General features: G+C 66.5%; 21 protein-coding genes. 11 read left to right on the forward strand and 10 right to left on the reverse strand.

Features of this window, described 5'->3' with window-relative positions; all coding sequences use genetic code 11:
- Positions 1-111 precede the first annotated feature (111 nt).
- The gene (locus RF641_RS10820) at positions 112-1,731 is read right to left on the reverse strand and encodes an ABC transporter substrate-binding protein (protein ID WP_424573154.1); all 1,620 of its coding nucleotides are present in this window, start codon (positions 1,729-1,731) and stop codon (positions 112-114) included.
- 141 nt (positions 1,732-1,872) lie between these two features.
- Between RF641_RS10820 and RF641_RS10825 the strand changes: the two genes are divergently transcribed.
- The 5 genes from RF641_RS10825 to RF641_RS10845 all read left to right on the forward strand — a co-directional run bounded on the left by RF641_RS10825 (position 1,873) and on the right by RF641_RS10845 (position 7,204).
- Positions 1,873-2,601: a FadR/GntR family transcriptional regulator gene (locus RF641_RS10825; RefSeq protein ID WP_047120413.1), complete on the forward strand. Its 729-nt coding sequence runs from the start codon at positions 1,873-1,875 to the stop codon at positions 2,599-2,601.
- A 243-nt stretch (positions 2,602-2,844) separates the two neighbouring features.
- Positions 2,845-3,621, forward strand: coding sequence for an electron transfer flavoprotein subunit beta/FixA family protein (locus RF641_RS10830; protein ID WP_424573155.1), 777 nt, complete (start codon positions 2,845-2,847; stop codon positions 3,619-3,621).
- A 13-nt stretch (positions 3,622-3,634) separates the two neighbouring features.
- Positions 3,635-4,615, forward strand: coding sequence for an electron transfer flavoprotein subunit alpha/FixB family protein (locus RF641_RS10835; RefSeq protein ID WP_424573156.1), 981 nt, complete (start codon positions 3,635-3,637; stop codon positions 4,613-4,615).
- Between the two features lie 2 nt (positions 4,616-4,617).
- Positions 4,618-6,444, forward strand: a complete 1,827-nt coding sequence (locus tag RF641_RS10840; protein WP_424573157.1) for a cytochrome b/b6 domain-containing protein — start codon at positions 4,618-4,620, stop codon at positions 6,442-6,444.
- 109 nt (positions 6,445-6,553) lie between these two features.
- Positions 6,554-7,204, forward strand: coding sequence for a class I SAM-dependent methyltransferase (locus tag RF641_RS10845; RefSeq protein ID WP_424573158.1), 651 nt, complete (start codon positions 6,554-6,556; stop codon positions 7,202-7,204).
- 131 nt (positions 7,205-7,335) lie between these two features.
- Here the strand turns inward: RF641_RS10845 and RF641_RS10850 are convergent, their stop codons facing one another.
- Positions 7,336-9,102: a plasmid pRiA4b ORF-3 family protein gene (locus tag RF641_RS10850; RefSeq protein WP_424573159.1), complete on the reverse strand. Its 1,767-nt coding sequence runs from the start codon at positions 9,100-9,102 to the stop codon at positions 7,336-7,338.
- A gap of 183 nt (positions 9,103-9,285) precedes the next feature.
- Positions 9,286-10,086: an IclR family transcriptional regulator gene (locus RF641_RS10855; RefSeq protein WP_053799068.1), complete on the reverse strand. Its 801-nt coding sequence runs from the start codon at positions 10,084-10,086 to the stop codon at positions 9,286-9,288.
- Positions 10,087-10,340: 254 nt separating this feature from the next.
- Here RF641_RS10855 and RF641_RS10860 point away from each other — a divergent pair, with 254 nt between their 5' ends.
- The 5 genes from RF641_RS10860 to RF641_RS10880 all read left to right on the forward strand — a co-directional run bounded on the left by RF641_RS10860 (position 10,341) and on the right by RF641_RS10880 (position 15,101).
- A complete protein-coding gene (locus RF641_RS10860; RefSeq protein WP_424573160.1) occupies positions 10,341-11,156 on the forward strand; it encodes a fumarylacetoacetate hydrolase family protein in 816 nt (271 codons plus the stop codon).
- Positions 11,156-12,130 carry an acetaldehyde dehydrogenase (acetylating) gene (locus tag RF641_RS10865; RefSeq protein WP_424573161.1) on the forward strand — a complete coding sequence of 325 codons (975 nt, stop codon included), beginning with the start codon at positions 11,156-11,158 and terminating at the stop codon, positions 12,128-12,130. The genes RF641_RS10860 and RF641_RS10865 overlap by 1 nt, the downstream gene beginning before the upstream one ends.
- Complete coding sequence (gene dmpG, locus RF641_RS10870; RefSeq protein WP_424573162.1) at positions 12,127-13,134, forward strand: 4-hydroxy-2-oxovalerate aldolase; 1,008 nt, start codon at positions 12,127-12,129, stop codon at positions 13,132-13,134. The genes RF641_RS10865 and dmpG overlap by 4 nt, the downstream gene beginning before the upstream one ends.
- A gap of 32 nt (positions 13,135-13,166) precedes the next feature.
- Positions 13,167-14,348 (forward strand): flavin reductase, encoded by a 1,182-nt coding sequence (locus RF641_RS10875; protein WP_424573163.1) that lies wholly within the window; start codon positions 13,167-13,169, stop codon positions 14,346-14,348.
- 312 nt (positions 14,349-14,660) lie between these two features.
- Entirely contained in the window at positions 14,661-15,101 is a 441-nt protein-coding gene (locus tag RF641_RS10880; RefSeq protein WP_113607380.1) for a hypothetical protein, read from the forward strand.
- A gap of 25 nt (positions 15,102-15,126) precedes the next feature.
- Here the strand turns inward: RF641_RS10880 and RF641_RS10885 are convergent, their stop codons facing one another.
- The 7 genes from RF641_RS10885 to RF641_RS10915 form a co-directional block, all read right to left on the reverse strand.
- Positions 15,127-15,372: a hypothetical protein gene (locus tag RF641_RS10885; RefSeq protein WP_113607379.1), complete on the reverse strand. Its 246-nt coding sequence runs from the start codon at positions 15,370-15,372 to the stop codon at positions 15,127-15,129.
- Between the two features lie 425 nt (positions 15,373-15,797).
- Positions 15,798-17,099 (reverse strand): TetR/AcrR family transcriptional regulator, encoded by a 1,302-nt coding sequence (locus RF641_RS10890; RefSeq protein WP_424573164.1) that lies wholly within the window; start codon positions 17,097-17,099, stop codon positions 15,798-15,800.
- 209 nt (positions 17,100-17,308) lie between these two features.
- The gene (locus RF641_RS10895) at positions 17,309-18,679 is read right to left on the reverse strand and encodes a cytochrome b/b6 domain-containing protein (protein WP_424573165.1); all 1,371 of its coding nucleotides are present in this window, start codon (positions 18,677-18,679) and stop codon (positions 17,309-17,311) included.
- On the reverse strand, positions 18,679-19,668 hold the full coding sequence (locus tag RF641_RS10900) for an electron transfer flavoprotein subunit alpha/FixB family protein (protein ID WP_424573166.1): 990 nt from the start codon (positions 19,666-19,668) through the stop codon (positions 18,679-18,681). Before RF641_RS10900 ends, RF641_RS10895 begins: the two co-directional genes overlap by 1 nt.
- A 1-nt stretch (position 19,669) precedes the next feature.
- On the reverse strand, positions 19,670-20,455 hold the full coding sequence (locus RF641_RS10905; protein WP_424573167.1) for an electron transfer flavoprotein subunit beta/FixA family protein: 786 nt from the start codon (positions 20,453-20,455) through the stop codon (positions 19,670-19,672).
- 55 nt (positions 20,456-20,510) lie between these two features.
- Positions 20,511-21,317 carry a MaoC/PaaZ C-terminal domain-containing protein gene (locus RF641_RS10910; protein WP_053799075.1) on the reverse strand — a complete coding sequence of 269 codons (807 nt, stop codon included), beginning with the start codon at positions 21,315-21,317 and terminating at the stop codon, positions 20,511-20,513.
- Entirely contained in the window at positions 21,314-22,216 is a 903-nt protein-coding gene (locus RF641_RS10915) for an SDR family oxidoreductase (protein WP_047120426.1), read from the reverse strand. Before RF641_RS10915 ends, RF641_RS10910 begins: the two co-directional genes overlap by 4 nt.
- A 107-nt stretch (positions 22,217-22,323) precedes the next feature.
- Here RF641_RS10915 and RF641_RS10920 point away from each other — a divergent pair, with 107 nt between their 5' ends.
- On the forward strand, positions 22,324-23,070 hold the full coding sequence (locus tag RF641_RS10920) for an enoyl-CoA hydratase family protein (protein ID WP_113607375.1): 747 nt from the start codon (positions 22,324-22,326) through the stop codon (positions 23,068-23,070).

A 23,070-nucleotide genomic window follows, 5' to 3' on the forward strand; every position in this document is an offset into this window, starting at 1 on the left:
TGACTCCGTTGGGTTTTGGGGAAGAATATTTCGGCGGGTGTGCAGGGCGCCGCACCCGGGTGCGGCCGGACGCGGCGCCCTGCACGAGGCCTTCATCGAAGCAGGAAGGCGCTAGCCCTTCGGTGCAACTCCGACGAAGGAGATTCCGGTGGTCGGCAGCGGCTGGAAGGCATCGAGCTTGGCCGAGTCCCAGGCCGTTGGCAGCTGGCGGTGCAGGATCGGGTACAGCGGCACCTGCGCGGCGACCAGGTTGATGGCCTTGGCCCAGGCGGCCTTGGCGCCGGCCTCGTCCTTGGCCTTCACCGCGGCGTCCAGGTTCTTCTGCAGTTCCTTGTACTCGGCGGTACCGGTCCAGCGGAAGCGGTTCTTCGGCCAGACGTCGCCGCGGTAGAACCAGGACAGCAACAGGTCCAGGTCGTTGCCGAAGACCGACGGGTCGCCCGGGGCGGCCACCACGGTGAACTTGCCGGCGTCCACGTTATCCGCGTACAGCGCGCCGGACTGCAGGTTCTGCATGGTCACGGTGACGCCCGGCAGCTTGTTCCAGGATTCGAGCATCAGCGGGGCGATGTCCTTGACCCAGGAGGTGTCGGTGGTCAGCAGCTCGAAGTTCAGCGAGGTGACGCCGGCTTCCTTGAGCAGCGACTCGGCCTTGGCCGGGTCGTAGGTGTAGACGGTGTCGGCTTTCACGTACTGCGGATGGGTGTCCTGCACGTAGGAGGTCGCGGCTTTGGCGTTGCCCAGCAGCGCGGTCTTGATGATCGATTCGGTGTCCAGCGCGTAGTGCAGGGCCTGGCGGACGCGGACGTCGGTGAACGGCTTCTGCTCGCAGTTGAACATCAGGAACAGCAGCCCGAAGGACTGCACGGACTCGACGTTGACCTTGGACTTCAGGCGGTCTACGTCCAGGTACGGCACGTCCTCGATGGCTGCGACGCGGCCGGACTCCATGGCGGTCACGCGGGCCGCGGCGTCCGAGAGCAGGAACCAGGTCATGGTGTCGGCCTTGGCGGCGTACTTGCCGTTGTAGTCAGCGAACTTGGCGAACTCGATCTTGTCGTCCTTGGTCGCCGAGACGAACTTGTACGGGCCGGAGCCGATTGGCTTGGCGTCGAAGCCTGCCTGATCTTTGGAGGCAACGGCCTTCGGGACGACCTTGACCACGGAGATGCGGGTCGGGAACAGCGGGAAGGCGTAGTTCAGCGTGAAGGTCACGGCGGAATCTCCCTTGGCCTTGACCGACTTGATGAACGGGATGAACTGGGCGAACAGCGAAGCGTTCTTCTCATCCAGCACGCGCTCGAAGGAGTAGACCACGTCGTCCACGGTCACCGGCTCGCCGTTGTGGAACTTCGCGTCCTTGCGCAGTTCGACTTCCCAGGTGGTGTCGTTGACCTGCTTCGGATCGGCCGCGGCGAGGGCCAGGTACGGCTCGCGGGTTGCCGGGTGGAGGTCGACCAGGCCTTCGAAGATGTGCATGTTGGCGGCGAACGGGGTCGCGCCCGACGAGGTCATCGGGTCGAAGCCGGTCGACAGCGCGTAGGAGATGCCGGCGGTGAGCGCCAGGGATCCTGCCGCGCCGCTGGCATCAGCGCCGGTGCTGGTGCCGGTGTCGCCCGAGGAGCAGGCGGCGAGGGTTGACGAGAAGACCGCCGCGGCACCGATCATGCCGCTGATCTTGAGGAAATTTCGACGTTCCATGGATTTGTTTGCCACGTCCTTGATCGGCATTGTTTTCCACCTCCGAGAGAAAAATGTCTGTTCGTCGGACGTGGGATGTCCGATCTATGGATTAGACTGTAATAGGAATCACGCAATTTCGTCAACAGCATCACATTCCGCACCGAAGCCCCCGGAAAGGAAACCCGAAATATGAGTACAGCCGCTCGGCGATCCGACGCCAGATCTCGCCTTCGCGCTCTGACGAACGACATCACGGGGATCATTCTCGATCGCAACCTGGCTCCGGGCGATCCCATGCCCACCGAGCAGGAACTCATGGCCGAGCTGGGCGTCGGACGCAACTCCCTGCGCGAGGCGATCAAGGTACTCCAGGCTCAGGGCATCATCGACACCCGCCACGGCTTCGGCATGTTCGTCGCCGAGGAAAATCTCAGCGCCCTCTACGACACGCTATCCTTCCGCGGCCAGATGTCGCTGCGCCAGAACGGCCAGAGCGCCAGCGAACTGGTCGACGTGCGCCAAGCCCTGGAAACCGGACTGATCGGCATCGCCATCGCCTCCGCCACCGAAAACCACCTGCAGCGCTTGGGCGACTGCGTGCAGCAGATGGAGCAGCACGCCGCCGCCGGCGAGGGATTCACCGAAGCGGACCGCCAGTTCCACCAGATCCTCTTCGAACCGCTGGACAACCGGCTGCTCTCCAACCTGATGGGCGTCTTCTGGGACGTCTACCACTCGATCCACGATTCAATCAGCAACTTCCCGCACGACCAGGAAATACTGGTCGAGACCGCCCGCGGCCACCGGCGCATCCTGGATGCGGTCATCGCCAAGGACGTCCAGACCGCCCAAGCGCTGATGGCACACCACTTCGACGGCATCCGCACCCTGCTGGAACAGCGTTCCGCGGCGACCTGAAGAAGCTAGCGGCTCCGAGCCCCGCGCGCCCCTCCTCCCCCTGCCGGCGATTCCCGCTTCACCTCGCCTTTTCCATGACATGACGGTGAACCACGACCCGCAATCCGACACCAGGCGGCATTAATCAGTATTGTGTTTTACAACACATGCTTCATTTGGCGGTCGGCATCCTCGACCGCCCGACAGCGGCCCGACAACCACCGGGCTGCGTGCAGCGCGTGGCGATTAGCTGAGGAGAGATTGATGAAGATCGCTGTTCTGATCAAGGAAGTCCCCGACACGGGGGCGGACCGGCTGCTGAATCTGGAAACCGGTTTGGCGGACAGAGTGGCATCCGAGGCAGTCCTCGATGAAATCGGCGAGCGCACCCTGGAAGTCGCGCTCAAGTACGCCGACGGCACCCCGGGAACGGAGATCACCGTGCTGACCATGGGCCCGGATTCCGCTCAGGCAACCCTGCGCAAGGCCCTGGCCATGGGGGCAGCGTCCGCAGTGCACATCAGTGACGAGCAGCTGCTCGGCGCCGACCTCCTGCTCACCGCAGACACCTTGGCCGCCGCGCTGCGCCGCGGGAACTACGATCTGGTCCTGACCGGCAACATGTCCACCGACGGCGCCGCCGGGGTGCTTCCCGCCATGCTGGCCGAGCTGCTGGACCTGCCGGCCGCCACGGGACTCTCCGAAGTCCGGATCAGCCCGGAGGCTGTGGAAGGATCCCGCGAATTCGACGGTGTCCGCGCCCAGATCAAGGTGCCCCTGCCGGCCATCGCCTCCATCACCGAGTCCCTGCCCGATGCGCGGTTCCCGAACTTCAAGGGCATCATGGCCGCCAAGAAGAAGCCGATCGAGGCCCTCGGCCTGGCGGACCTGGGCATCGACCCGCTGCCGGCGGACACAGCGAGGACCATCATGCTCTCGGTGGCCAAGAAGCCGCCACGCGAGGCCGGCACCGTCATCACCGATGACGGCGAGGCGGGCAACGCCCTGGCCGATTTCCTGGTCAAGAACAACCTGGCGTGAACGGAGAACACTCATGACAACTTTTGCCACCGATTCAATTCTCGTTCTCCTGGAAACCGCGCCGGGTCCCGCCTTGGCCAAGAACCATGCCGAGCTGCTGGGCGCCGCGGCGGCCGTGGGAACCCCCGTGGCACTGGTGTCCGGGCCGGCGCAGGCCCTGCCCGCGCTGGCGGCGCAGGCCAGCTCCTCCGGGGCCGTCCAGGTGCTGACGGTGCCGTTGGAGGGCCGGCCGACCGTCCCGCTGGTGGATGCCCTGCAGGCAGCCGCCGCTCTGGTCCAGCCGCAGGCGGTCCTGGCCGGCCACACCGACTCCAGCCGCGAGGTCGCGGCCCGTTTCGCCGTGCGCGCGCGGGCCTCGCTGAGCGTCGACGCCGTCGGAGTTTCCCGGGATGACCAGGGTGTTGTCGCATCGCATGCGATCTACGGCGGAAGCTTCTCCACCACCAGCGCCCCAACCTTCGGCGCTCCGGTGATCACCGTGCGGGTGGGCAGCATCGAGACCCGCGCCGACGCGCAGCCGGAGCAGTCCACCGCATTGGAGGTCGCCGCCAGCGGCAAGCCGGACATCGAGGTCACCAACCTGGAGACCATCGAGTCGACTTCCTCTCGCCCGGAACTGCGTTCTGCGGACCGGGTGGTCTCCGGCGGCCGCGGTCTGGGCAGCGCGGAGCAGTTCGCGCTGGTGGAGCAGCTGGCCGATGCATTGGGGGCCGCCGTGGGCGCATCCCGCGCCGCAGTGGATGCGGGCTTCGTTCCCCATGCAGCGCAGGTTGGCCAGACCGGCGTCTCGGTCTCCCCGCAGCTGTATGTGGCGCTGGGAATTTCCGGGGCCATCCAGCACAAGGCGGGGATGCAGACCGCCAAGACCATCGTGGCCATCAACAAGGACGCCGACGCACCGATCTTCGACATCGCCGACTTCGGCGTGGTCGGCGACGTGTTCAAGGTGGTTCCGCAGCTGATCGCGGCGCTGGAAGCCGCGAAGGGCCGGTAGCCATGAGCACCCCGACTCGTCTGCCGCGCCAGGGGCTGCCGCGCATTCCCGGCGGCGAACCGTGGCCTCCTGCCAAGTTCCTGGCCGCGGCCTCCGAAGCGCTCCCTGCCGATCCCGGCCAGCTCGATGCCGCGCAGCCATCCGCCACGGCTCCCGCTGTCGAAGGTCCCGCCGCCGAAAGTTCCACTGTGGACAGTCCTGCGGCCGGGAATCCGGTGGTTGAGGCTCCTGCGCCACCGGTGCAGTCCGCTTCCCCGGCGGCTGCAGTAGCAGGCACCCTGCGTCGCGGTCTGCCGCGTGTGCCGGGCGGGGAGTCTTGGCCTCCGGCGGAAAGGTCCGTGGCGTCGGCCGGTTTGGCCGATGCAACCGAAGCTGCCTCCCTGCCGGCGGAAGTCGCGCCCGCCGCAGAACCGGCCGTCGCCGCGTCAGCTGGCACGGTAGCTTCCGAACCATCTGCCCCTGAGGTCCAGGCATCGGCCGATCCGGCCGCTGAATCCGCTCCGGCGGAGAAGCTACGCCGCGGGCTGCCCCGGACACCCGGCGGCCAGCTATGGCCTCCGGTCTCGGCCGCTCCGGCCCACTCGGCTCCGGCGACTCCTGCCCCCAAGAGCACTGTACCCGCACAGCCCGCAGCCCCCGCTGCGCAGGAACCCGTCGCACCGGCAACGCCGACCAAACCTGCCGCGGCACGTGTGGCGAAGCCCGAAGCACCTGAACCCCAGGCTAAGTTGACCCAGCCCGTTGCGGCGGCAGCCTCGGTTGCCGAGCCCGCGCCAGCGCCTGCCCCAGCGGCGGCCGCATCGGCCAAGCCGACTGCGGCACCACAGCCGCGCAAGCCGCTCGCCCCGGCAACTGCCCCAGCAAGGCCTGCCGCGGCTGCCACGGCGGCACCCAGGAAGTCCGAGCCGAAGCGCCACGGCCCGCTGACCACCAGGCAGTGGGTGCTGGCCGGGGTGCTGGGCGCCTTCTGCGCACTGGGCATGGCCACCGCGGTCGTCCTGCTGGCCCGCTGGTTCGTCGGGTTCGACGCGATCTCCAGCTTCATCGCCCGCTACCCGGGCGAATACCACCTGCCCGAATCGGCACCCGTGGGGATCCCGGGATGGCTGGCCTGGAACCACTTCTTCAACCTGTTCCTGATGGTCTTGATCATCCGTACAGGGTTGCAGGTCCGGCACCAGCGCAAACCGCCTGCCTATTGGTCCTCGAAACGCAGCCCCAAGGTGAGCATCAACCTGTGGCTGCACCAGAGCCTGGACCTGCTCTGGCTGGTTAACGGCCTGGTGTTCGTGGTCCTGTTGTTCGCTTCCGGGCACTGGATGAGAATCATCCCGACCTCCTGGGAAGTTTTCCCGCACGCCATCTCCGCCGCACTGCAGTACATGACGCTGGATTGGCCCACGGAGAACGGCTGGGTGAACTACAACGCGTTGCAGCAGCTGGCCTACTTCGCGACGGTATTCATCGCCGCGCCGCTGGCGGCCGCCACCGGATTCCGCCTCAGCGCGTTCTGGCCCAAGAACGCGACGGCGCTGACCAAGCGCTATCCGATCGAAGTGGCCCGCGCGCTGCACTTCCCCACCATGCTCTACTTCGCGCTGTTCATCGTGGTGCATGTGGCGCTGGTGTTGTCCACTGGGGCCCTGCGCAACCTGAACCACATGTTCGCAGCCCAGGGTTCCACGGATCCGACCGCGTTCGCCGACAATTGGACCGGTCTGTGGCTGTTCGCCGTGGCCATCATGGCCACCGCGGCCGCCTGGGCTGCCTGCCGGCCGATGATCCTGGCGTCCATTGCCCGGCTCTTCGGAAAGGTCAGCGCACGGTAGGCAACGTATGGGTTTTTGCCGGTGGCGCAAACTGCCTCGCCCGGCCCGCCGCCTGCGCCTAGGATCGTTGATGACGACCCATCGGCTACGGACTAAGGGGAATGCAGGCATGGACCACCATCACGATACCGAGGAGCTTCGCGGAGTCGAGTTCTGGGAGAAGCACTACGGCGGTTCAGAGCGCGTCTGGTCAGGGAAGGTCAACCAGGTCATTGAGCGTCTGGTCGCACCGTTGGCCCCGGGCACCTCCCTGGACCTGGGCAGCGGCGAGGGCGGCGACGTGATGTGGATGGCATCGCGGGGATGGCAGGCCACCGGCGTCGACATCTCCCCGACCGCTGTGGAACGCGCCCGGCAGGACGCTACGAAGCACGGCTTCACCGAGCCGCAGGCCACCTTCATCGCCGCGGACCTGTCCGAATGGAATACCTCCCAGACCTTCGACCTAGTGACGCTGAGCTTCTTCCAAGCGCCGTTCGAGTTCGCGCGCGCCGAGATCCTGCGCAGAGCCGCACAGCTGGTGGCACCCGGCGGGCATCTGCTGGCGCTGTCCCACGCCGCACGCCCGTCCTTCGCCCCGGCCTTCGACGGCGACGTTCCTGCTTTCCCGCAGCCGGATACCGAGCTCGAAGCGCTGCAGCTGGATTCCGATGCTTGGAACATCCTGCAGGCGGAGGTCGTTGAACGGGAGATCACCGACCCGAATGGGAATCCGGCCACCCTTGAAGACACCGTGGTGTTCATCCAGCGCAAGCCGTAACGTCAACACCAAAGATCCCCTTGGACCTGCATCACAGCAGGTCCAAGGGGATCTTTTGCCGGCTTGAATACCGGGTCACAACGCGGCCCAAGGGAAGTTGGGCGCTGCGGGGCCAACGACGGCTTGGAGTCTTAGAACTCCGCCATCAGCCGTTCGTTGACCGATTCAATGGTGAACTCCGCAGGATCCGGGATCTCAAAATACGTGTCGGCCAGCCACTCCTGGACTTCCTCGTGTTCCGGATGCCCAGCGTCCCGGATGATGTCCATTTTGGCGTCCCACCCCTCGGTTCCGCCCGAGTTCTCCAGCGGCGAGAAGCGCCGGCCTCCGGTGCACCGCGGCAGGAATTCCCCGTCCCCGTCGAGGACCTTCTCCACGTCGATGCGCACCCGCCAGTCGTCGCCGAAGTCGTAGCTGTACTCCAGCCTGTCGTTCTCGGCCTTGAGCACCTCCGAAACCAGGGCCGCGGTTTCATCGACGTCGACTTCCAGCTCGGGGATGTCCGCCCCGTAGCTGGTTCCGTCGTAGAGTCCGGTGCGGAAGATGTGCAGGTGGGTGTTGTCCCAGTCGAAGGCGGCTTGGATGATGTCATGCAGGTCGCCGAGGTGCAGGTCCATAGGCACCAGCACCCGGCGCCAGATCGGCGGCTTGGTATCCCGCAGTCCGAGCTTCAGCTGCAGGACCTTCCCGGTATACGGCTCGGTGCGTGCGGGGCGGAACAGCTCTTCTTCCTCCCAGTCCGCGGCGTCGCCGTAGAGTGATTCCTCGTCGTCTTCGGGGCCCAGATCCTCGTCTTCCAGGTCTGCCAGAATGGTCTGCACCATGGGCGGCACCGTGTAGTAGTCGCCGGATTCGACGATTCCCAGATCAATCATTTCCCGCATTCGTGCGTGGGCCTTCGCCCAGACTTCCTCGCTGCGGTCCGGGTACCGATCTTCCGCCACCAAATGGGGCTCGCCGTCCTGGGCTGCGGTAAGCCAGCCCAGCGTCAGATCCCAAACTTCGTCGGCTTCCTCGTTGCCTTCTTCCGGCGTCGCGATCAGCAGCTGGACCATCGAACGCACCAGCAGATAGGTGGCACCCAGGCCCACGTCACCTTCGGCCGTCGCGAATCCCTCGGCATTCTCCATGAGCTGCGGCTGGCCGAAATCGAGGCTCAGCACCCCTGCCATAACCAGGCTCATGAAGACATAACCCATGATGATCTCACGGCGTTCGCCGGTAATTCCGGAGGGAATTGATGCTTCCAGCTCCTGCATGGCGGACTGGATGAAAGGCTGCGGATCATTGGAGTCCCACCGGCGTTCCGGCGATTGGACAACCCACGCGGCCATCGCGTGCCCGAGCGCGACTACCGGCATGGCATCGAACTGCGCTTTCGCAGCGGCCTCGCGTTCTTCCGTGCTCAGCTCGGCTTCTTCCTCGAAGATCCCGCCGATTCCAGGCCCCCCGTTGAACGAGAACTGCGTGCTGTGCAGGCCGTCGCGCAGCATCTCCAGCTCTCTGGCGTGATGCTTCCAGAGTCCGGACTCTTCGAGGAACAGGCTGTAGGAAATCCAGGCCTCGGACAGGATCATGCCGAGGTGCTTCTGGTCCTCGCGGTGCTCCTCGCGCTCAACCAAGCCGTGGACAATGGCCACGATTGCCTGGGGATCGAAATCCGTCACCGAATCCAAACCAACGAGATCCGCGTAGAAGCTCAGCGAATCGCGCACCGCCATCAGATCCATTTCCACCGCACCGGTGCCCTGGTAGGTCTGCTCGTACCACCGCACGTAGTCCGGCGTCAGCGCGTCGAGACCCCGCTTGACCTTTGCATGGGCCAGCGACATCACGTTGGCGTTGACCTTCGCCGGATGCCCCTGCTTGCGTTGCGGCTTCTTCTTTTTCTTGGCCATGGGGACCACCTCTTTCCAGCGTCACCTTGCTTTCTTCAAGGTTACGGTGGTTCGCGTCCCGTTATCGCCTTATTGCCCGCGCAAAATACCGAACGACTGGAAATGCTGCCAGACTTCCGTGGAGCAGGGGCTGGCAGCATACATGCGATGCCGGTCAACGAGCGGAGCGCCGCCGGGTGCGAGTCAGGCGGTCATGGAGGCCGGAGCGCTCAGCGCTTCGGAGATTCGATGCGCAGCCTGCTGGACCAGCGGAGCCACCAGCTCCATGGAGTCGCGGCCTCGCCCCACGAGCGACAAGGCGGCAACCGGCTTGCGGCGAACGCGGATGGCCGCTGCCACGCAGGTGATACCCTCATAGCTCTCGCCGGATTCGTAGGCCAGTCCCCCACGGCGTCGAATGCGGGCGAGTTCCGAGTACAGCAAGGTCGAGTCGGTCAGCGTCTTGCCGGTGACCCCGGGCAGGCCGTTGGCGAAAATCTCGTCCAGGTCCTCCGGGTCCATCCACGCCAGCATCGACTTGCCCAGTGCGGTTCCGTGGGCGGGGTTGACGCCGCCCACGCGGGACGGGATGTTCACCGCGGTCGGGCCGCCCAGCTTATCCAGATAGCGGATGTTCGCGCCCTCGAGCACCGCGAGGTGCACCACCTTGCCGGTGCGGATCTGCAGATCGTGCAGCAGCGGCGCAGCTTCAGCGCGGATGCGGCTGCTGATCGAGTCGTTGTTGCGGTACTTCAGCGAGCGCCACCCCATGCCATAGCCGTCGGGGGCGTGCTCCAGCCATCCGAGCTGCACCAGCTGGTCGAGGATGCGGTGGGTCGTGGACCGCGGAAGGCCTGCACGGACGGTGATCTCGTCCAGAAGCAAGCGAGCATCCTGCGGCTCGAAGGCCTCCATGATCATCGTCATCCGGGAGACCATGGACGGCGCCTGGGTGGTGGCCTGAACGGTCGGGACAAGGGTTGGGGCAGAGGTCAGAACGCTCATTTGGAAACCTTCCTGGGAAAAGGGATTCAGGTCTTCTACTGCGCTTCGCTGCGCAGGCCATGCTTGTGTCCACCTCGCGGAAGCTGCTGCAAAACTTCCATGTGATGTGAACCACGTCTTCGTTTTCATTCACTGTACACGTCACTACAGAGAAAAACTAGAACTAGTTTCAATTTATTTATCCCGCTCTCTGAGACAACAGAATCACGCCTCGAAGCGAGCTGTAGATACTGGAGTTTCACTTTGGAGGACGGATGACTACACACACTCAAACGGTTCGCGCACAGTCCACGGCACTGGCGGATCTCGCCCTGCGTCTGCGCGAGGCTGAACTCAACGGCGTTGCCATCAGCCCCATCCGCGACGAGCTGGCAGCCGGCGGCATCGAAGCCGCCTACGAGGTCCAGCGCCTGAATGAGGACCACGCGATCAGCGCCGGGCGCCGTGTCGTCGGCCGCAAGATCGGACTCACTTCGCCGGCCGTCCAGGCCCAAATGGGTGTGAACCAGCCTGATTTCGGGGTGCTGTTCGCAGACATGTGCCTGGCCGACGGCGAGCCGCTGGCCGCCAACGCGGTGCTGCAGCCGCGGGTCGAGGCGGAAATCGCGCTGGTCCTGAACAAGGACCTGCCGCACCCGGACACCACCATCAACGAGCTGATCTCCGCGGTGGACCACCTGCTTCCGGCCATTGAAATCGTCGGCTCCCGCATCGAGAACTGGGATATCTCGATTCTGGACACGATTGCGGACAACGCCTCCTGCGGGCAGATCGTCACCGGCACGGTGCCGGTGCTGCCCACGGCGCTGGACTTGTCGGCCGTCGGCATGGCCATGGAAGTCAACGGCAAGGTCCGCTCGGTCGGATCCGGCGCCGCCTGTCTAGGCCACCCGTACCGCGCCGCGCTCTGGCTGGTGCGCCGCATGGCTTCGCTCGGCCGGCCGCTGCGCGGCGGAGAAATCCTAATGACCGGGGCGCTGGGCCCCATGGTCGACTTCCCCGCCGGAGCCAACGCGGTGGCAACCATCCAGGGCCTGGGACAGGTCCGCATCACGCACGAGGAGAACTAATGGAACAGCACAATCGCTGGCCGGTGGCCATCATCGGCTCCGGCAACATCGGCACCGATTTGATGATCAAGGTCATGCGCGGCTCGACGCGCCTGGAAATGGGCGCCATGGTCGGCATCGACCCGGAATCCGACGGTCTGCGCCGCGCGGCCAAGTTCGGGGTGGCCACCACCGCTGAGGGCATCGACGGGCTGCTGGCGCTGCCGAACTTCAAGGACATCAAGATCGTTTTCGACGCGACCAGCGCCGGCGCGCACCGCGCCAATTGGGAGAAGCTGAAGGACACCGGGGTCCGCGTCCTTGACCTGACCCCTGCCGCCGTCGGCCCGTCCTGCATCCCGGTGGTCAACCTGGAAGACCACCTGGATGACTCGAACCTGAACATGGTCACCTGCGGCGGCCAGGCCACCGTGCCGATGGTCGCGGCCATCAGCGCCGTCGCCCCGGTGCGCTACGCGGAAATCGTTTCCTCGGTTTCCTCGCGCTCCGCAGGCCCGGGCACCCGCGCCAACATCGACGAATTCACCGAGACCACCTCGCAGGCGCTGGTGGACATCGGCGGCGCGGGCCGCGGCAAGGCCATCATGATCCTGAACCCGGCCGAGCCACCGATGCTCATGCGCAACACCGTCTACGCGCTGGTGGAGGGCGATCCGGACCTGGGCCAGATCGAATCCTCGATCCTTGAGATGGCCACCAAGGTGCAGGGCTACGTCCCGGGCTACCAGCTCAAGCAGGCTGTGCAGTTCGAGACCTTCACCGAGGAGAACCCGCTGCACCTGCCGGAATCGGGCAACTTCACCGGCGTGCGCGTCACCGTGATGCTCGAGGTCACCGGTGCGGCGCACTACCTGCCGGCCTACGCGGGCAACCTGGACATCATGACCTCGGCGGCCATGGCCGTGGCCGAACGCTGGGCGCAGCACCACTCAACCACCGCAGAAAACCCAGAACTCCAGGAGGCCCGGGCATGAGCAAGCTCTACATCTCAGATGTCACCCTGCGCGATGGCATGCACGCCATCCGCCACCAGTACAGCGTCGAGTCGGCAGTCGCCATCGCCACCGCCCTGGACAAGGCAGGGGTCGCCTCCATCGAGGTGGCGCACGGCGACGGCATCAACGGCTCCTCCTGCGTCTACGGCTTCGGCGCCCACACCGACCTGGAGTGGATCTCCGCGGTGGCCGCCGCGGTGAAGAACGCCAAGGTCGCCACCCTGGCGCTGCCGGGCATCGCCACCATCACGGATCTCAAGGCCGCCAACTCGGCCGGCGCCACCGTGGTGCGCATCGCGACCCACAGCACCGAAGCCGACGTCTCCGCGCAGCACATCGCCGCCGCGCGCGAGCTGGGCATGGACACCGTCGGCTTCCTGATGATGTCCCACATGACCGAGCCGGCCGAGCTGGCCCGCCAGGCCAAGCTCATGGAAAGCTACGGCGCGACCTGCGTGTACGTGGTGGACTCCGGCGGAGCGTTGACCCCGAAGGGCGTGGGCGAACGCGTCGACGCCTTCCGCCAGGTGCTGGATCCGACCACCGAGATCGGCATCCACGCGCATGAGAACCTGTCGCTGAGCATCGCGAACTCGCTGACCGCCGTGGAGCACGGCGCGAACCGGGTGGACGCGTCGCTGGCAGGCATGGGCGCAGGAGCGGGCAACGCCCCGCTGGAGGCGTTCATCGCCGCCGCGGACAAGTACGGCTTCGAGCACGGCTGCGATTTGCCAACCCTCATGGACGCCGCGGACGACCTGGTCCGCCCGCTGCAGGACCGCCCGGTGCGCGTGGACCGCGAGACCCTCTCGCTGGGCTACGCCGGGGTGTACTCCAGCTTCCTGCGCCATGCCGAAGCCGCCAGCGAGCGCTACGGCATCCCGACCACCGACATCCTCATGGAACTGGGCAAGCGCCGCATGGTCGGCGGCCAGGAAGACATGATCGTGGACGTCGCGCTGGACCTCATCGGCCAGAAGTAGCTGCGCCAGCGAAGTACTGAAAGGAAAAGACCGTGAATGCAGTAGCACTGGGGGCACAGACCCCGCCCGTCTCAGATCCGATGGCGTTCCGCAACGTCCTGGGACACTTCCCGACCGGCGTCGTGCTGATCACCGGCATCACCGAGGACGGCGAACCGGTCGGCATGATCGTCGGTTCCTTCACCTCGGTGTCGCTGGATCCGCCGCTGGTGGGCTTCCTGCCCACGGTGGCCTCCTCCACCTTCAAGAAGCTGCGCACCGCCAGCTCCTTCTGCGTGAACGTGCTGGCCGCCGACCAGGAAGAGCTGTGCCGCCGCTTCGCCGGCCGCGCGCCGAACAAGTTCGAGGACATCGAGTGGACCCCCGCTCCGTCCGGAGCCCCGGTGCTGGAGGGAGCGGTCGCCTACATCGACTGCACCTTCGAATCCATCACCGACGCCGGGGACCACTACATCGTGGTCGGCGCGGTGCAGGAGCTGCAGGTCTGCTCCCCGGTGGCCCCGCTGCTGTTCTTCCAGGGCGGCTACGGGCGCTTCGCCCCGCTGTCGCTGCATGCGCCGTTCGAGACCGACCTGATCCGCGGGGTGCGCCGCGCGGAACGCCACAGCTCGACGATGAAGCAGCTCGCGGCATCGCTGGACGCGGATATTTCCACCATGGCGGTCATCGGCGACGAGATGGCGGTGATCGTCTCCGGCACCGGCGAGTTCCACGACGGGCAGCGCCTGGGCGAACGCATCCCGCTGATGCCGCCCATGGGCGAAATGTGCCTGGCCTGGGAGGACGAGGAAACCATCGAGCGCTGGCTGGCCCGCGCCCTGCCGGCGGACGAATGCACCCCCCAGGACTACCGCGCCCGCCTGCAGGTGGCCCGCGACCGGGGCTGGTCGGTAACCATGCGCGGGGACTACGCGGATGAAGAGGTCTACTCGGTGCTGCGCGAATACTCCTCGGGCCTGTACACCCCGGCCCAGGAGCGCAGGCTGCGCGAGATCATCGCGCAGACCTCCTCCGGCTACGCCCCGGTGGACTTCGGCGCAGAGGGAAGCTACGACGTGGATTCGCTGCTGGCTCCGGTCCGCGACGCCGCCGGCAAGGTCCGTCTGGTGCTGCGCGCCTCCGGCCTGCCGCAGGGCGCTTCCGGCGCCCAGGTGCTGGCTTGGGCCCAGGAACTGGTGCGCACCGCGGAAGAAATGAGCGGCACCGAAGACTAGGCCGCCTCATCCTCCAGCCCGGGTAAGACCTCCGACGGAAATTTTCCGCCGGGGGTCTTCTCCGTCGCATTGCTCACAAGCGCCGAGCCGGATCGACCGCCGAGGGACAATCCGAACTCGCAGAGCGTATTATCCGTACATAGTGGTAGACAGCGAATGTGATATTCGGGATTATGGGCGTATTGTCAGAGGAATACTCCACGATGATCACCGAGCGCCGAAGGCGACACCCGGGGATTCCTGCGGGCACGAGCTGCCTCAGGATTTCGTGGGCAATCACCTTGCGGAGAGCTGCCGTCAGCGGAGGAAAATATGGAATACCCGGAGCTGCGCACATACGCCAGCCAGCGCGTCGAAGAGCTTCTCAGTTCTCCCGCCGCCAAACGGCATCTAGCTAGCTACGGTTGGGTCGAAGGCATGCCCGTGGTGCTGGCCGACCCCACCGAGCGGGTCGACGACGTGATGGGATTTGTATCCATCCACGGCCGCGCAGTGCTTCTCGCGTTATGCGACACGGACAGCGAGCATTTGGAGCTGTGGCACATTACCATCCCCAGCCCCATTTTCACCAGAGTCGAGCCCTTGCGGCCCGAAACCACCTTGGCCGAACTATGCGTCAGGAACGACCGCAGCCGGCTTTCGCCATTCCGGGTATCTTTTTGGGCCCATAGCGCTGCGATCCACGAGGTGCCGTGCTTCGTCCGCACGGATGCATGCTGGGCTAGGACAGCGACGCCCGCAGAGCCGCACTAGGATCGGAAATTCAGGCGGTCCGCCGCTAGGATTCCTCGTAGCCCGCCGTGCGCGAGCCGAGGTCATCTTCGCCGACCAGGCGATGCACCGTGTCGAGCAGGTTCTGCACATCATCCACCCGCCCCTGCCAATAGGTGGAATCCAAGCCGAAACCCAGGCTGGCTTCCGCAGCCAATTTCTTGAATCCGTCGCGATGCGCTTCCAACGCACTGACGAGATCGTCCAGCTGGTCGCTTGTCAGCGACAAGGGAATGGCGGTCTGCCGACCCATCATGATCTCCTCGGTAATCCAATAGATTCATGTTCCCTTGGCATTGAGCACTGCAATCATCGTCACGCGCTGTGGCCAGGCGCCGCATTCCACCAGCGTGATGGAGTATCGAGGAGCCTGCATTTCGTTACCTGCGGAAAAGCTCGACGGGGAATATGAACGTTCTTCCCTAAAGTATAAGCATCAGGGGCGAAGCGCGGAACATTGGCGTATGTATGACTCGGCGCACCGCGCTTCCGAGGTCCCCAATCGTCTGGTTCCGGCATCCGGACAGCCTTGCCTGATGCCGCCGGATGGAGCCATCCTGCGCCTCGGGCGCATACCTGCCAGGATCGGACCCCTGCGGGGTGGCACCGTTGCCGCGGCCAAACCGCCTGTAGGCAGCTTGTACGGAATTCTCCGGAAAACGATGCCCCGCGGAGGATTCACGCGGCTTGGGCGTCCCGTTGCGCAATCTGGACGATGGCGTTGCTGATCAACGTTGCCAGCAGCTGCGGATCATAGAACTGATCGTCAACCCGGCGTCCGATGAGCATCCCGTCAAGCATGCGGAACAGGCAGATGGCGACATCCTGGGCATGGCGGCGTTGCGGCCCGGCTGCGGAGCCCAGCAGCGCGGCGAACCATTCGACGGTCGCTTCGAATGTCTCCTGCAGTACTCCTTCAAGCTCGCTGCGGCCTGCGTGGACGTGCTCGGCACGCTGCAGGAGCAGCAATAGGCTCATCGGCACCGCGCTCTGGCCGTGCTCCGAGCCCTTAAGCGATGGCAGGATGAACGAGCGGATCTGTTCGGCCCAGTGCTCGCCCGGGGGCAGCGCGAATTCCTTTTCGCGCAGCTGCTTCCACCCAGCGCAGGCGTTGGATATCACCGTGGACAGCAGCTCGTCCTTGTCCTTGAAAGACCAATACAGGGAGCTGGCGGGAAGCCCGGCACGTTCGCAGACCTTGGAGATGCTCACCCCGTCATATCCGGACTGGCCAATGACCTCCTGCGCAGCCCGCAATAAGGCTTCACGCCCCGATTCCGCGTCTTCGGCGGATACCAGCACCGCCATCTGCGGCGGGGTCGGCGTGGATGGCGTGAGGTCATGGGTCTCGGCCAGCACCGGCAGCTGCTCTGCCACCGTGTCCAGCGCGGCGGCGATCATCCGGGTCAGCCGGGCGGTATCGGTGGTGCGCGGGCCGCGCAGCTTCAGGAAGCTGCCTTCGCGCTCGGCGACCGTGAAGTTCCCCATCAGGCGGGCCGCGTCCCGGCGTTGCGGCATGTTTTCCGGCAGCGTGCGCTCCCACCAGTCAGCCGTCCATTCGATGGCTTCTGCGCGGATTTGCAGGAAGCGGTCGCGGGCCGGGATCGGTTCTTCGGGTTTGGTCAGCGCCAGCTGGAGGCCAACGCGCCAGTAGCCCATTTCACCTTCGCCATTGGGCAAGTGCATGAGCTGCGAATACAAGTCGTGCGCGCGCGAGGAGGATGGCGGGGTGTCCAGCCAGTTCGGCAGCCGCTGGGCCTGGGAACGGTAGGCGTGCTCGAGGGCGGCCGCGACCAGCTCATCCTTGCCCGAATAGTGCCAGTAGATGGAGCTTGCGGATACGTTGCAGGTCCTGCGCACCATGCTGAGGCTGGTTCCAGAGTATCCGTGGACCGCGACCAGTCGCATGGTCTTTTCAAGAATTCTGGTTCGGGTTTCTTCGCCCTGCAGGTTCTTTCGTTCTGTCTTGCGCTGTGCCAAACGTCTACTCGTTTCTCAATCCTGCCCGGTCCCCAACCCGAAATGATGGACTCTCGATATTCAAGTGAACCCCGCGCGAGGGAACCCTGCAAGGGCAGTCCCACTTTCGCACTCTCAAGGATCAATTAATCGCTTATCATCCCGTTGGAAACCACGAAGGACCGCCCCGTCGCAGAAATGCGCGGAGCGGTCCTTCCAGAGTGCAGCAGCTAGCGCCCGACCTTGCCGAACAGCGAGGCCAGCGGGGCCAGCAGGATCGGCCGGGCGGCGAACCAGCCGCCGACGATGACCAGCAGCGAAGCGAAGAAGATCCAGAATCCGGTCCAGTTCACCGCGTCCTGCGCCGCGTACATGTGGTTCAGGTTGCGCAGCGCCCCGGTGGAGAAGACCAGGGCCACGTGCACCACGATGAATGCCGCGAAGTAGAACATCACCGGCAGGTGGATCGCCCGGGCTACCTCGATCGGGTAGGCGCGCGACAGCTTCTCGGCCCTCGTAGGCCAGGCTCCGGACATCCGGAATCCCGTGATCGCGGCCAGCGGCGCGGCCAGGAAAATGGTCGCGAAGTAGGCCAGCACCTGCAGGCTGTTGTAATTCACCCAGCCGTTCTCGGTCGGCCAGTCCAGGGACAGGTACTGCAGCGCGGCCGAGAGCGCGTTCGGGAAGACTTCCCAGCTGGTCGGCACCACGCGCATCCACTGGCCGGTGGTCAGCAGCAGGATGACAAACACCGCGCCGTTGACCAGCCAGAGGATGTCGAGGAATTGGTGGAACCACAGGTTGATACCGATCTTCTTGGGGTTCTTGCCGAATTTCGCGGTCCAGCTGGCTGGCGGGCGGCGCTGCGTGCGCACCTGCCATCCCGAACGGATGATCAGCACCATCAGGAAGATGTTGAAGAAGTGCTGCCATCCCATCCACGCCGGCAGCCCGACCGGAGCTCCTTCGGGCAAGTGGGTCTCTCCCGGGTAGCGGGCCAGGAAGGATTGCACCGAGTCCAGCGAGACCAGCCAGCGGGCAGCAAGCACCGCGGCGCCCAGCAGCACCAGCAGTCCCACGGCCAGCAGCAGCGTTTTGCCGCGGGCGGTGGCCCAGAGCTTGGCCAGGGCGCCGGGCGCGCTCGGAGCCGGCTTGGCCGGCGCCGCAGACGGCTTGGCGGCAGGCTGGGCCTGCGTCTTCGCCGCCGCGGGTTGCGGCGCGGCAGGGACCTGCGCTTGCTCCGGAGCCGGTGCAATAGGCGCGGCGGGTGCCGATTCCGCAGCGGCCGGGGTGCTTGCGGCACCCGGGCGCGGAAGCCCGCGACGTCCGGACGCGGCGGCCAGCGGCGCGGACACCGGCTCGGCGGGCTGCTCAGCCTGTTCAGCTGCCGCCGAAGCGGCCTGCTGCGCCGGAGCTTGGCCGGCCGCCGCCTGCGTGGCGCCTGTACGCGGCAACCCGCGGCGCACGCCGCCCGAGGCCGCCGGCGCCGAGGTGGCGGCAACGGGCTCGGCGGCCTGCTGGGGCTGTTCGTTTTCCTGCACCGGAGCCGGAGGCTGGGCCGGGGCGGCCCCGGGGGTGCGCGGTAGTCCCTGCCGTGCCATTAGTTAGCCCGCTTCCCCTCGATAGCCTCGACCAGCTGGGGAACCACCGTGAACAGGTCTCCGACCACGCCGAAGTCGGCGACGTCGAAGATCGGCGCCTCCGGGTCCTTGTTGATGGCGATGATGGTCTTGGAGGTCTGCATGCCGGCCCGGTGCTGGATGGCACCGGAGATTCCCAGTGCGATGTACAGCTGCGGGGCAACGGTGACGCCGGTCTGGCCCACCTGCATGGTCTGCGGCACGTAGCCGGCGTCCACCGCGGCGCGGGAGGCGCCAATGGCACCGCCCAGGGCGTCGGCCAGCGACTCGACCAGGGAGAAGTTCTCCCCCGAGCCCAGCCCGCGTCCGCCTGAGACCACGATGTCAGCTCCGCGCAGGTCGGGGCGCGAGGACTCGATAACCGCTTCTTCGCGGGAGGTGATCACGGCGTCCGGCGCGCCCGAGGACTGCACGGCCAGCAGCTCGAGCTGGGCCGGCTGCGCGGTGGCGCGGGCATCGCTGGAGCCCTGACGCAGGGTGATGACCAGGGCGCCGGTGGTGGCTGCCGAATCAACCAGGTAGGCGCCGCCGTACACCGAGTGGTGCGCGATGATGCCCTCCTCGTCGCGGTCGATGCCCACGGTGTCCACTGCCAGCGCCAGGCAGGCGCGGGCGGCGAAACGCGCGGCGGCGTCGCGGCCGCGGATGGAGTTCGGGGCCAGCACCGCCTCGGGCTGCACCTGTGCGTAGGCGGCGGCCAGCGCATCTACCAGGGGCGCGATGACCGCGTTGCCGGCGGCCGCGGAGTCGGCGACCAGTACGCGCGTCGCGCCCAGTTCAGCCAGCTCCTGCGACAGGCGCTCGCCCTGTGCGGCGGGGGCCAGGGCCAGCGCCACGGCGCTGCCCACCGAGGCGGCCGCGCCGAGCAGTTCGCCCGCGCCTGCGCGCAGCTGCCCCTCCGGCGAGGTGTCCACCAGGACCAGGATCGGGTTCCCGGAATTGCTGCTCATCTTAGTGCCCCTTGATCAGTTGGTTCTTGGCCAGGAATTCGGCGATCTGCTCGCCGGCGTCGCCTTCGTCGACGATCCGCGTACCGGCGCTGCGCGCCGGGCGGGCGGCGGCGGAGATCACGATGGACCGCGCTTCCTCTTCGCCCGGGGCCATGCCCAGGGCTTGCAGGTCCAAGGTCTCGAACGGCTTCTTCTTGGCCGCCATGATGCCCTTGAAGTTCGGGAAGCGGGCATCGGGCAGCGCCTCGGTGATGGAGATGACGGCCGGCAGGTCAGCGCTGGCTTCGTAGCGCTCCACGTCGGTGTTGACCTGGCCTGCCACGGTCAGCTCGTCGATCTGCACGCTGGACAGCGTCGCCAGCCCGGCCACGCCGAGCAGTTCGGCCAGCATGGACGGCAGTGCGCCGCCTCCGCCGTCCGTTGACACGTTGCCGGCGATCACCAGGTCGAACCCGATCTGCTTGGCCGCGGCGGCGATCACCTGGGCGGTCTGCGTCAGGTCCGCGCCGAGCAGCGCCGGATCCTGCACGTGCACCGCGCGGTCCGCGCCCATGGCCAGGCCCTTGCGCAGGGTGGTCGGCAGGCTGCCTTCCGGACCCACGCTCAGCAGCACCACTTCGGTGCCCGGCTGCGCTTCGCGGTGGCGCAATGCCACCTCCAGCGCGCGCTCGGTGATCTCGTCGAGCACCGGCTCGGCGTCCGCGCGCTTCAGCAGCCCGGTTTCCAGATCTATGGCGCGTTCGCCGTAGGTATCCGGGACTTCCTTCATCAAGACGATGACTCTCATGTGTTCCCTCTATCTAGCTGTCGTGGCGCTGCCGCGCCCCGGTCTGCGGCTGTGCTTAGCCGAAGACCGCCAATCCGTCGGCGATTACCGTACGGTCGGCCACTGCGGCCTCGAATCGTCCGTTGTCCCAGGTCTTGACCTCGATGCGGTCCCCGGGGAAAACGACCCCGGAGAAGCGTCCGCCGAATTGAACCAGGTCCGCCGGGTGCGCCCCGGCCAGTTCGGCCAGCGGCAGCGTGGTTGCGGCCAGCGAGGACAGCCCGTGCAGGATCGGGCGGTCCTGCCCGATGCGCTTGGCTGCCTGCGGATCGATGTGGATGTGGTGCTTGTCCCCCAGCAGCCGGTAGAGCGCTGCCTGGTTCGGCGCGGTCTGCATGCTGGCGGTGCCCGTGGCCGGGGTCTCGGGGGCGGCGGCGCGGGCCGGGCCGCGATCGCCGTCGAAACCGCCGAAGCCGGGGGCGAAGATCTGCCAGGTGGCCTGGAAGTAGTCGCATTCGACGATGATGTTGAAGACGGCGGCGCCGCCCTTGTCCCAGACCTCGCCCACGCGGGCGTTCAGCGCCAGCTCCCCGCTGCGCGGCAGCGGCTTGGAGACCAGCAGCTCCTGGGCCCCGTGCACGGCGCGGTTGTCGAAGGCGCCGCGGTCGGCCAGCAGGTCCGGGGCCCACTGGGCCAGGGTCAGGCCGAAGGACGGCAGCACGCGCAGCCGGTCCTCGAAGATCAGGTCGAGGTCGGTGGGCCGGGCGCCGACGGCGAGCGCGTACAGGATCGCCTGGTCCTGGGTGTAGCCGACGGTCTTCTCGCCCAGATGCTGGCCGGCCCAGGCGCCGGCGGTCATCGGGTCCACTGCTGCGGTGCTCATGATCCGTACACCGGTTCCGGGACGGCGGCCTGGGCCAGCAGCTGCTCGATCTGGGCGCCGACGGCCGCGGCCTCCCAGCGGGCTCCGGAGTCGACCTGCGGGCCGTGGTTCCAGCCTTCCTCGATGCATACGCGGCCGCCTTCGACCTCGATGACGCGGCCGGTGACTTCACTGCCGGCGCTGGCCAGCCAAGCCACGACCGGGGAGACGTTGGCCGGGTTCATGGCGTCGAAGCCCTCTTCCGGGGCGGCCATGGTCTCGCCGAAGGCGTCTTCGGTCATGCGGGTGCGGGCGGCCGGGGCGATGGCGTTCACGTTGACGCCATAGCGGGCCAGTTCGTGGGCGGCGACCAGGGTCAGGCCGGTGATGCCCGCCTTGGCGGCCGAGTAGCTGGCCTGGCCGACGCTGCCCTTCAGGCCTGCGCCGGAGGTGGTGTTGATGACGCGGGCCTGCGGGGTGCGCCCGGCCTTGGCCTCGTCGCGCCAGTACTTGGAGGCGTGGCGCAGCGGGGCGAAGTGGCCTTTGAGGTGCACGCGGATGACCGCGTCCCATTCCTCTTCGGTGGTGTTCACCAGCATGCGGTCGCGCACGAATCCGGCGTTGTTGACCAGGATGTCCAGCCGGCCGTAGGTGTCGATGGCCTGCTGCACCATGGCGCCGGCCTGCTCGAAGTTCGCCACATCGGCTCCGTTGGCCACGGCCTGCCCGCCCTCGGCGCGGATGGCCGCGACCACTTCGTGGGCCGGGTTCGCCGGGTCGATGGCGCCGCCCAGGGTGGTGCCGAAGTCGTTGACCACGACCATCGCTCCCTGGCGGGCCAGTTCTAGTGCATGTTCGCGTCCGAGTCCGCGGCCTGCGCCGGTCACGATGGCGACGCGGCCGCTCAAAATGCCAGTCATGGGCTTTTTCCTTTCGTCGATGTGGTGCTTATGGATTGCCAGTGTACCTGAAACCAAGCAAGTGCTAGGGTAACAAACAAGCAAACGTTTGGTACAGGGAGGTCCCAATGTCGATCACTTCAGCAATGCACTCCAACGGAGTCCGAGTCATCACCATGAACTACCCGCCGGTCAACGCGCTGCCGGTCGCCGGATGGTTCGGCGTCGCGGACGCCATGAACGAAGCCACCAAGGACGCCAAGACCCGCGCGGTCATCCTGCGCGCCGAGGGCCGCGGCTTCAACGCCGGCGTGGACATCAAGGAAATGCAGTCCACCGAGGACTTCAACGCCATCCTCGGCGCCAACCGCGGCTGCTTCGCCGCATTCAAGTCCATCTACGAGTGCGCGGTGCCGGTCATCGCCGCGGTCAACGGCTTCTGCCTGGGCGGCGGCGTGGGGCTGGTGGGCAACGCGGACACCATCGTGGCCAGCGACACCGCCTACTTCGGCGTGCCGGAGGTGGACCGCGGCGCGCTGGGCGCAGCCACCCATCTGGCCCGGCTGGTCCCGGCCCACATGCTGCGCACCTTGTACTTCACCAGCAAGAACATCAGCGCCCAGCGCCTGGCGGAGCTGGGCTCCGTGGCCGAGGTGGTCAGCGCCGACAAGCTCGACGAGACCGCGTTCTCCTACGCCAACGAGATCGCCGCCAAGGACCCGCGCGTCATCCGCGCGGCCAAGGAGGCGCTGAACTGCATCGACCCGATCGACGTGAACCGCAGCTACCGCTTCGAGCAGGGCTTCACCTTCGAGCTGAACCTCGGCGGCGTCGCCGACGAGCTGCGCGACGACTTCGTCGCCACCGGAGCCTAG

This window comes from Arthrobacter sp. 'calajunan' (assembly GCF_046940185.1).
In the GTDB taxonomy this organism is placed as follows: Bacteria; Actinomycetota; Actinomycetes; order Actinomycetales; family Micrococcaceae; genus Glutamicibacter; species Glutamicibacter soli.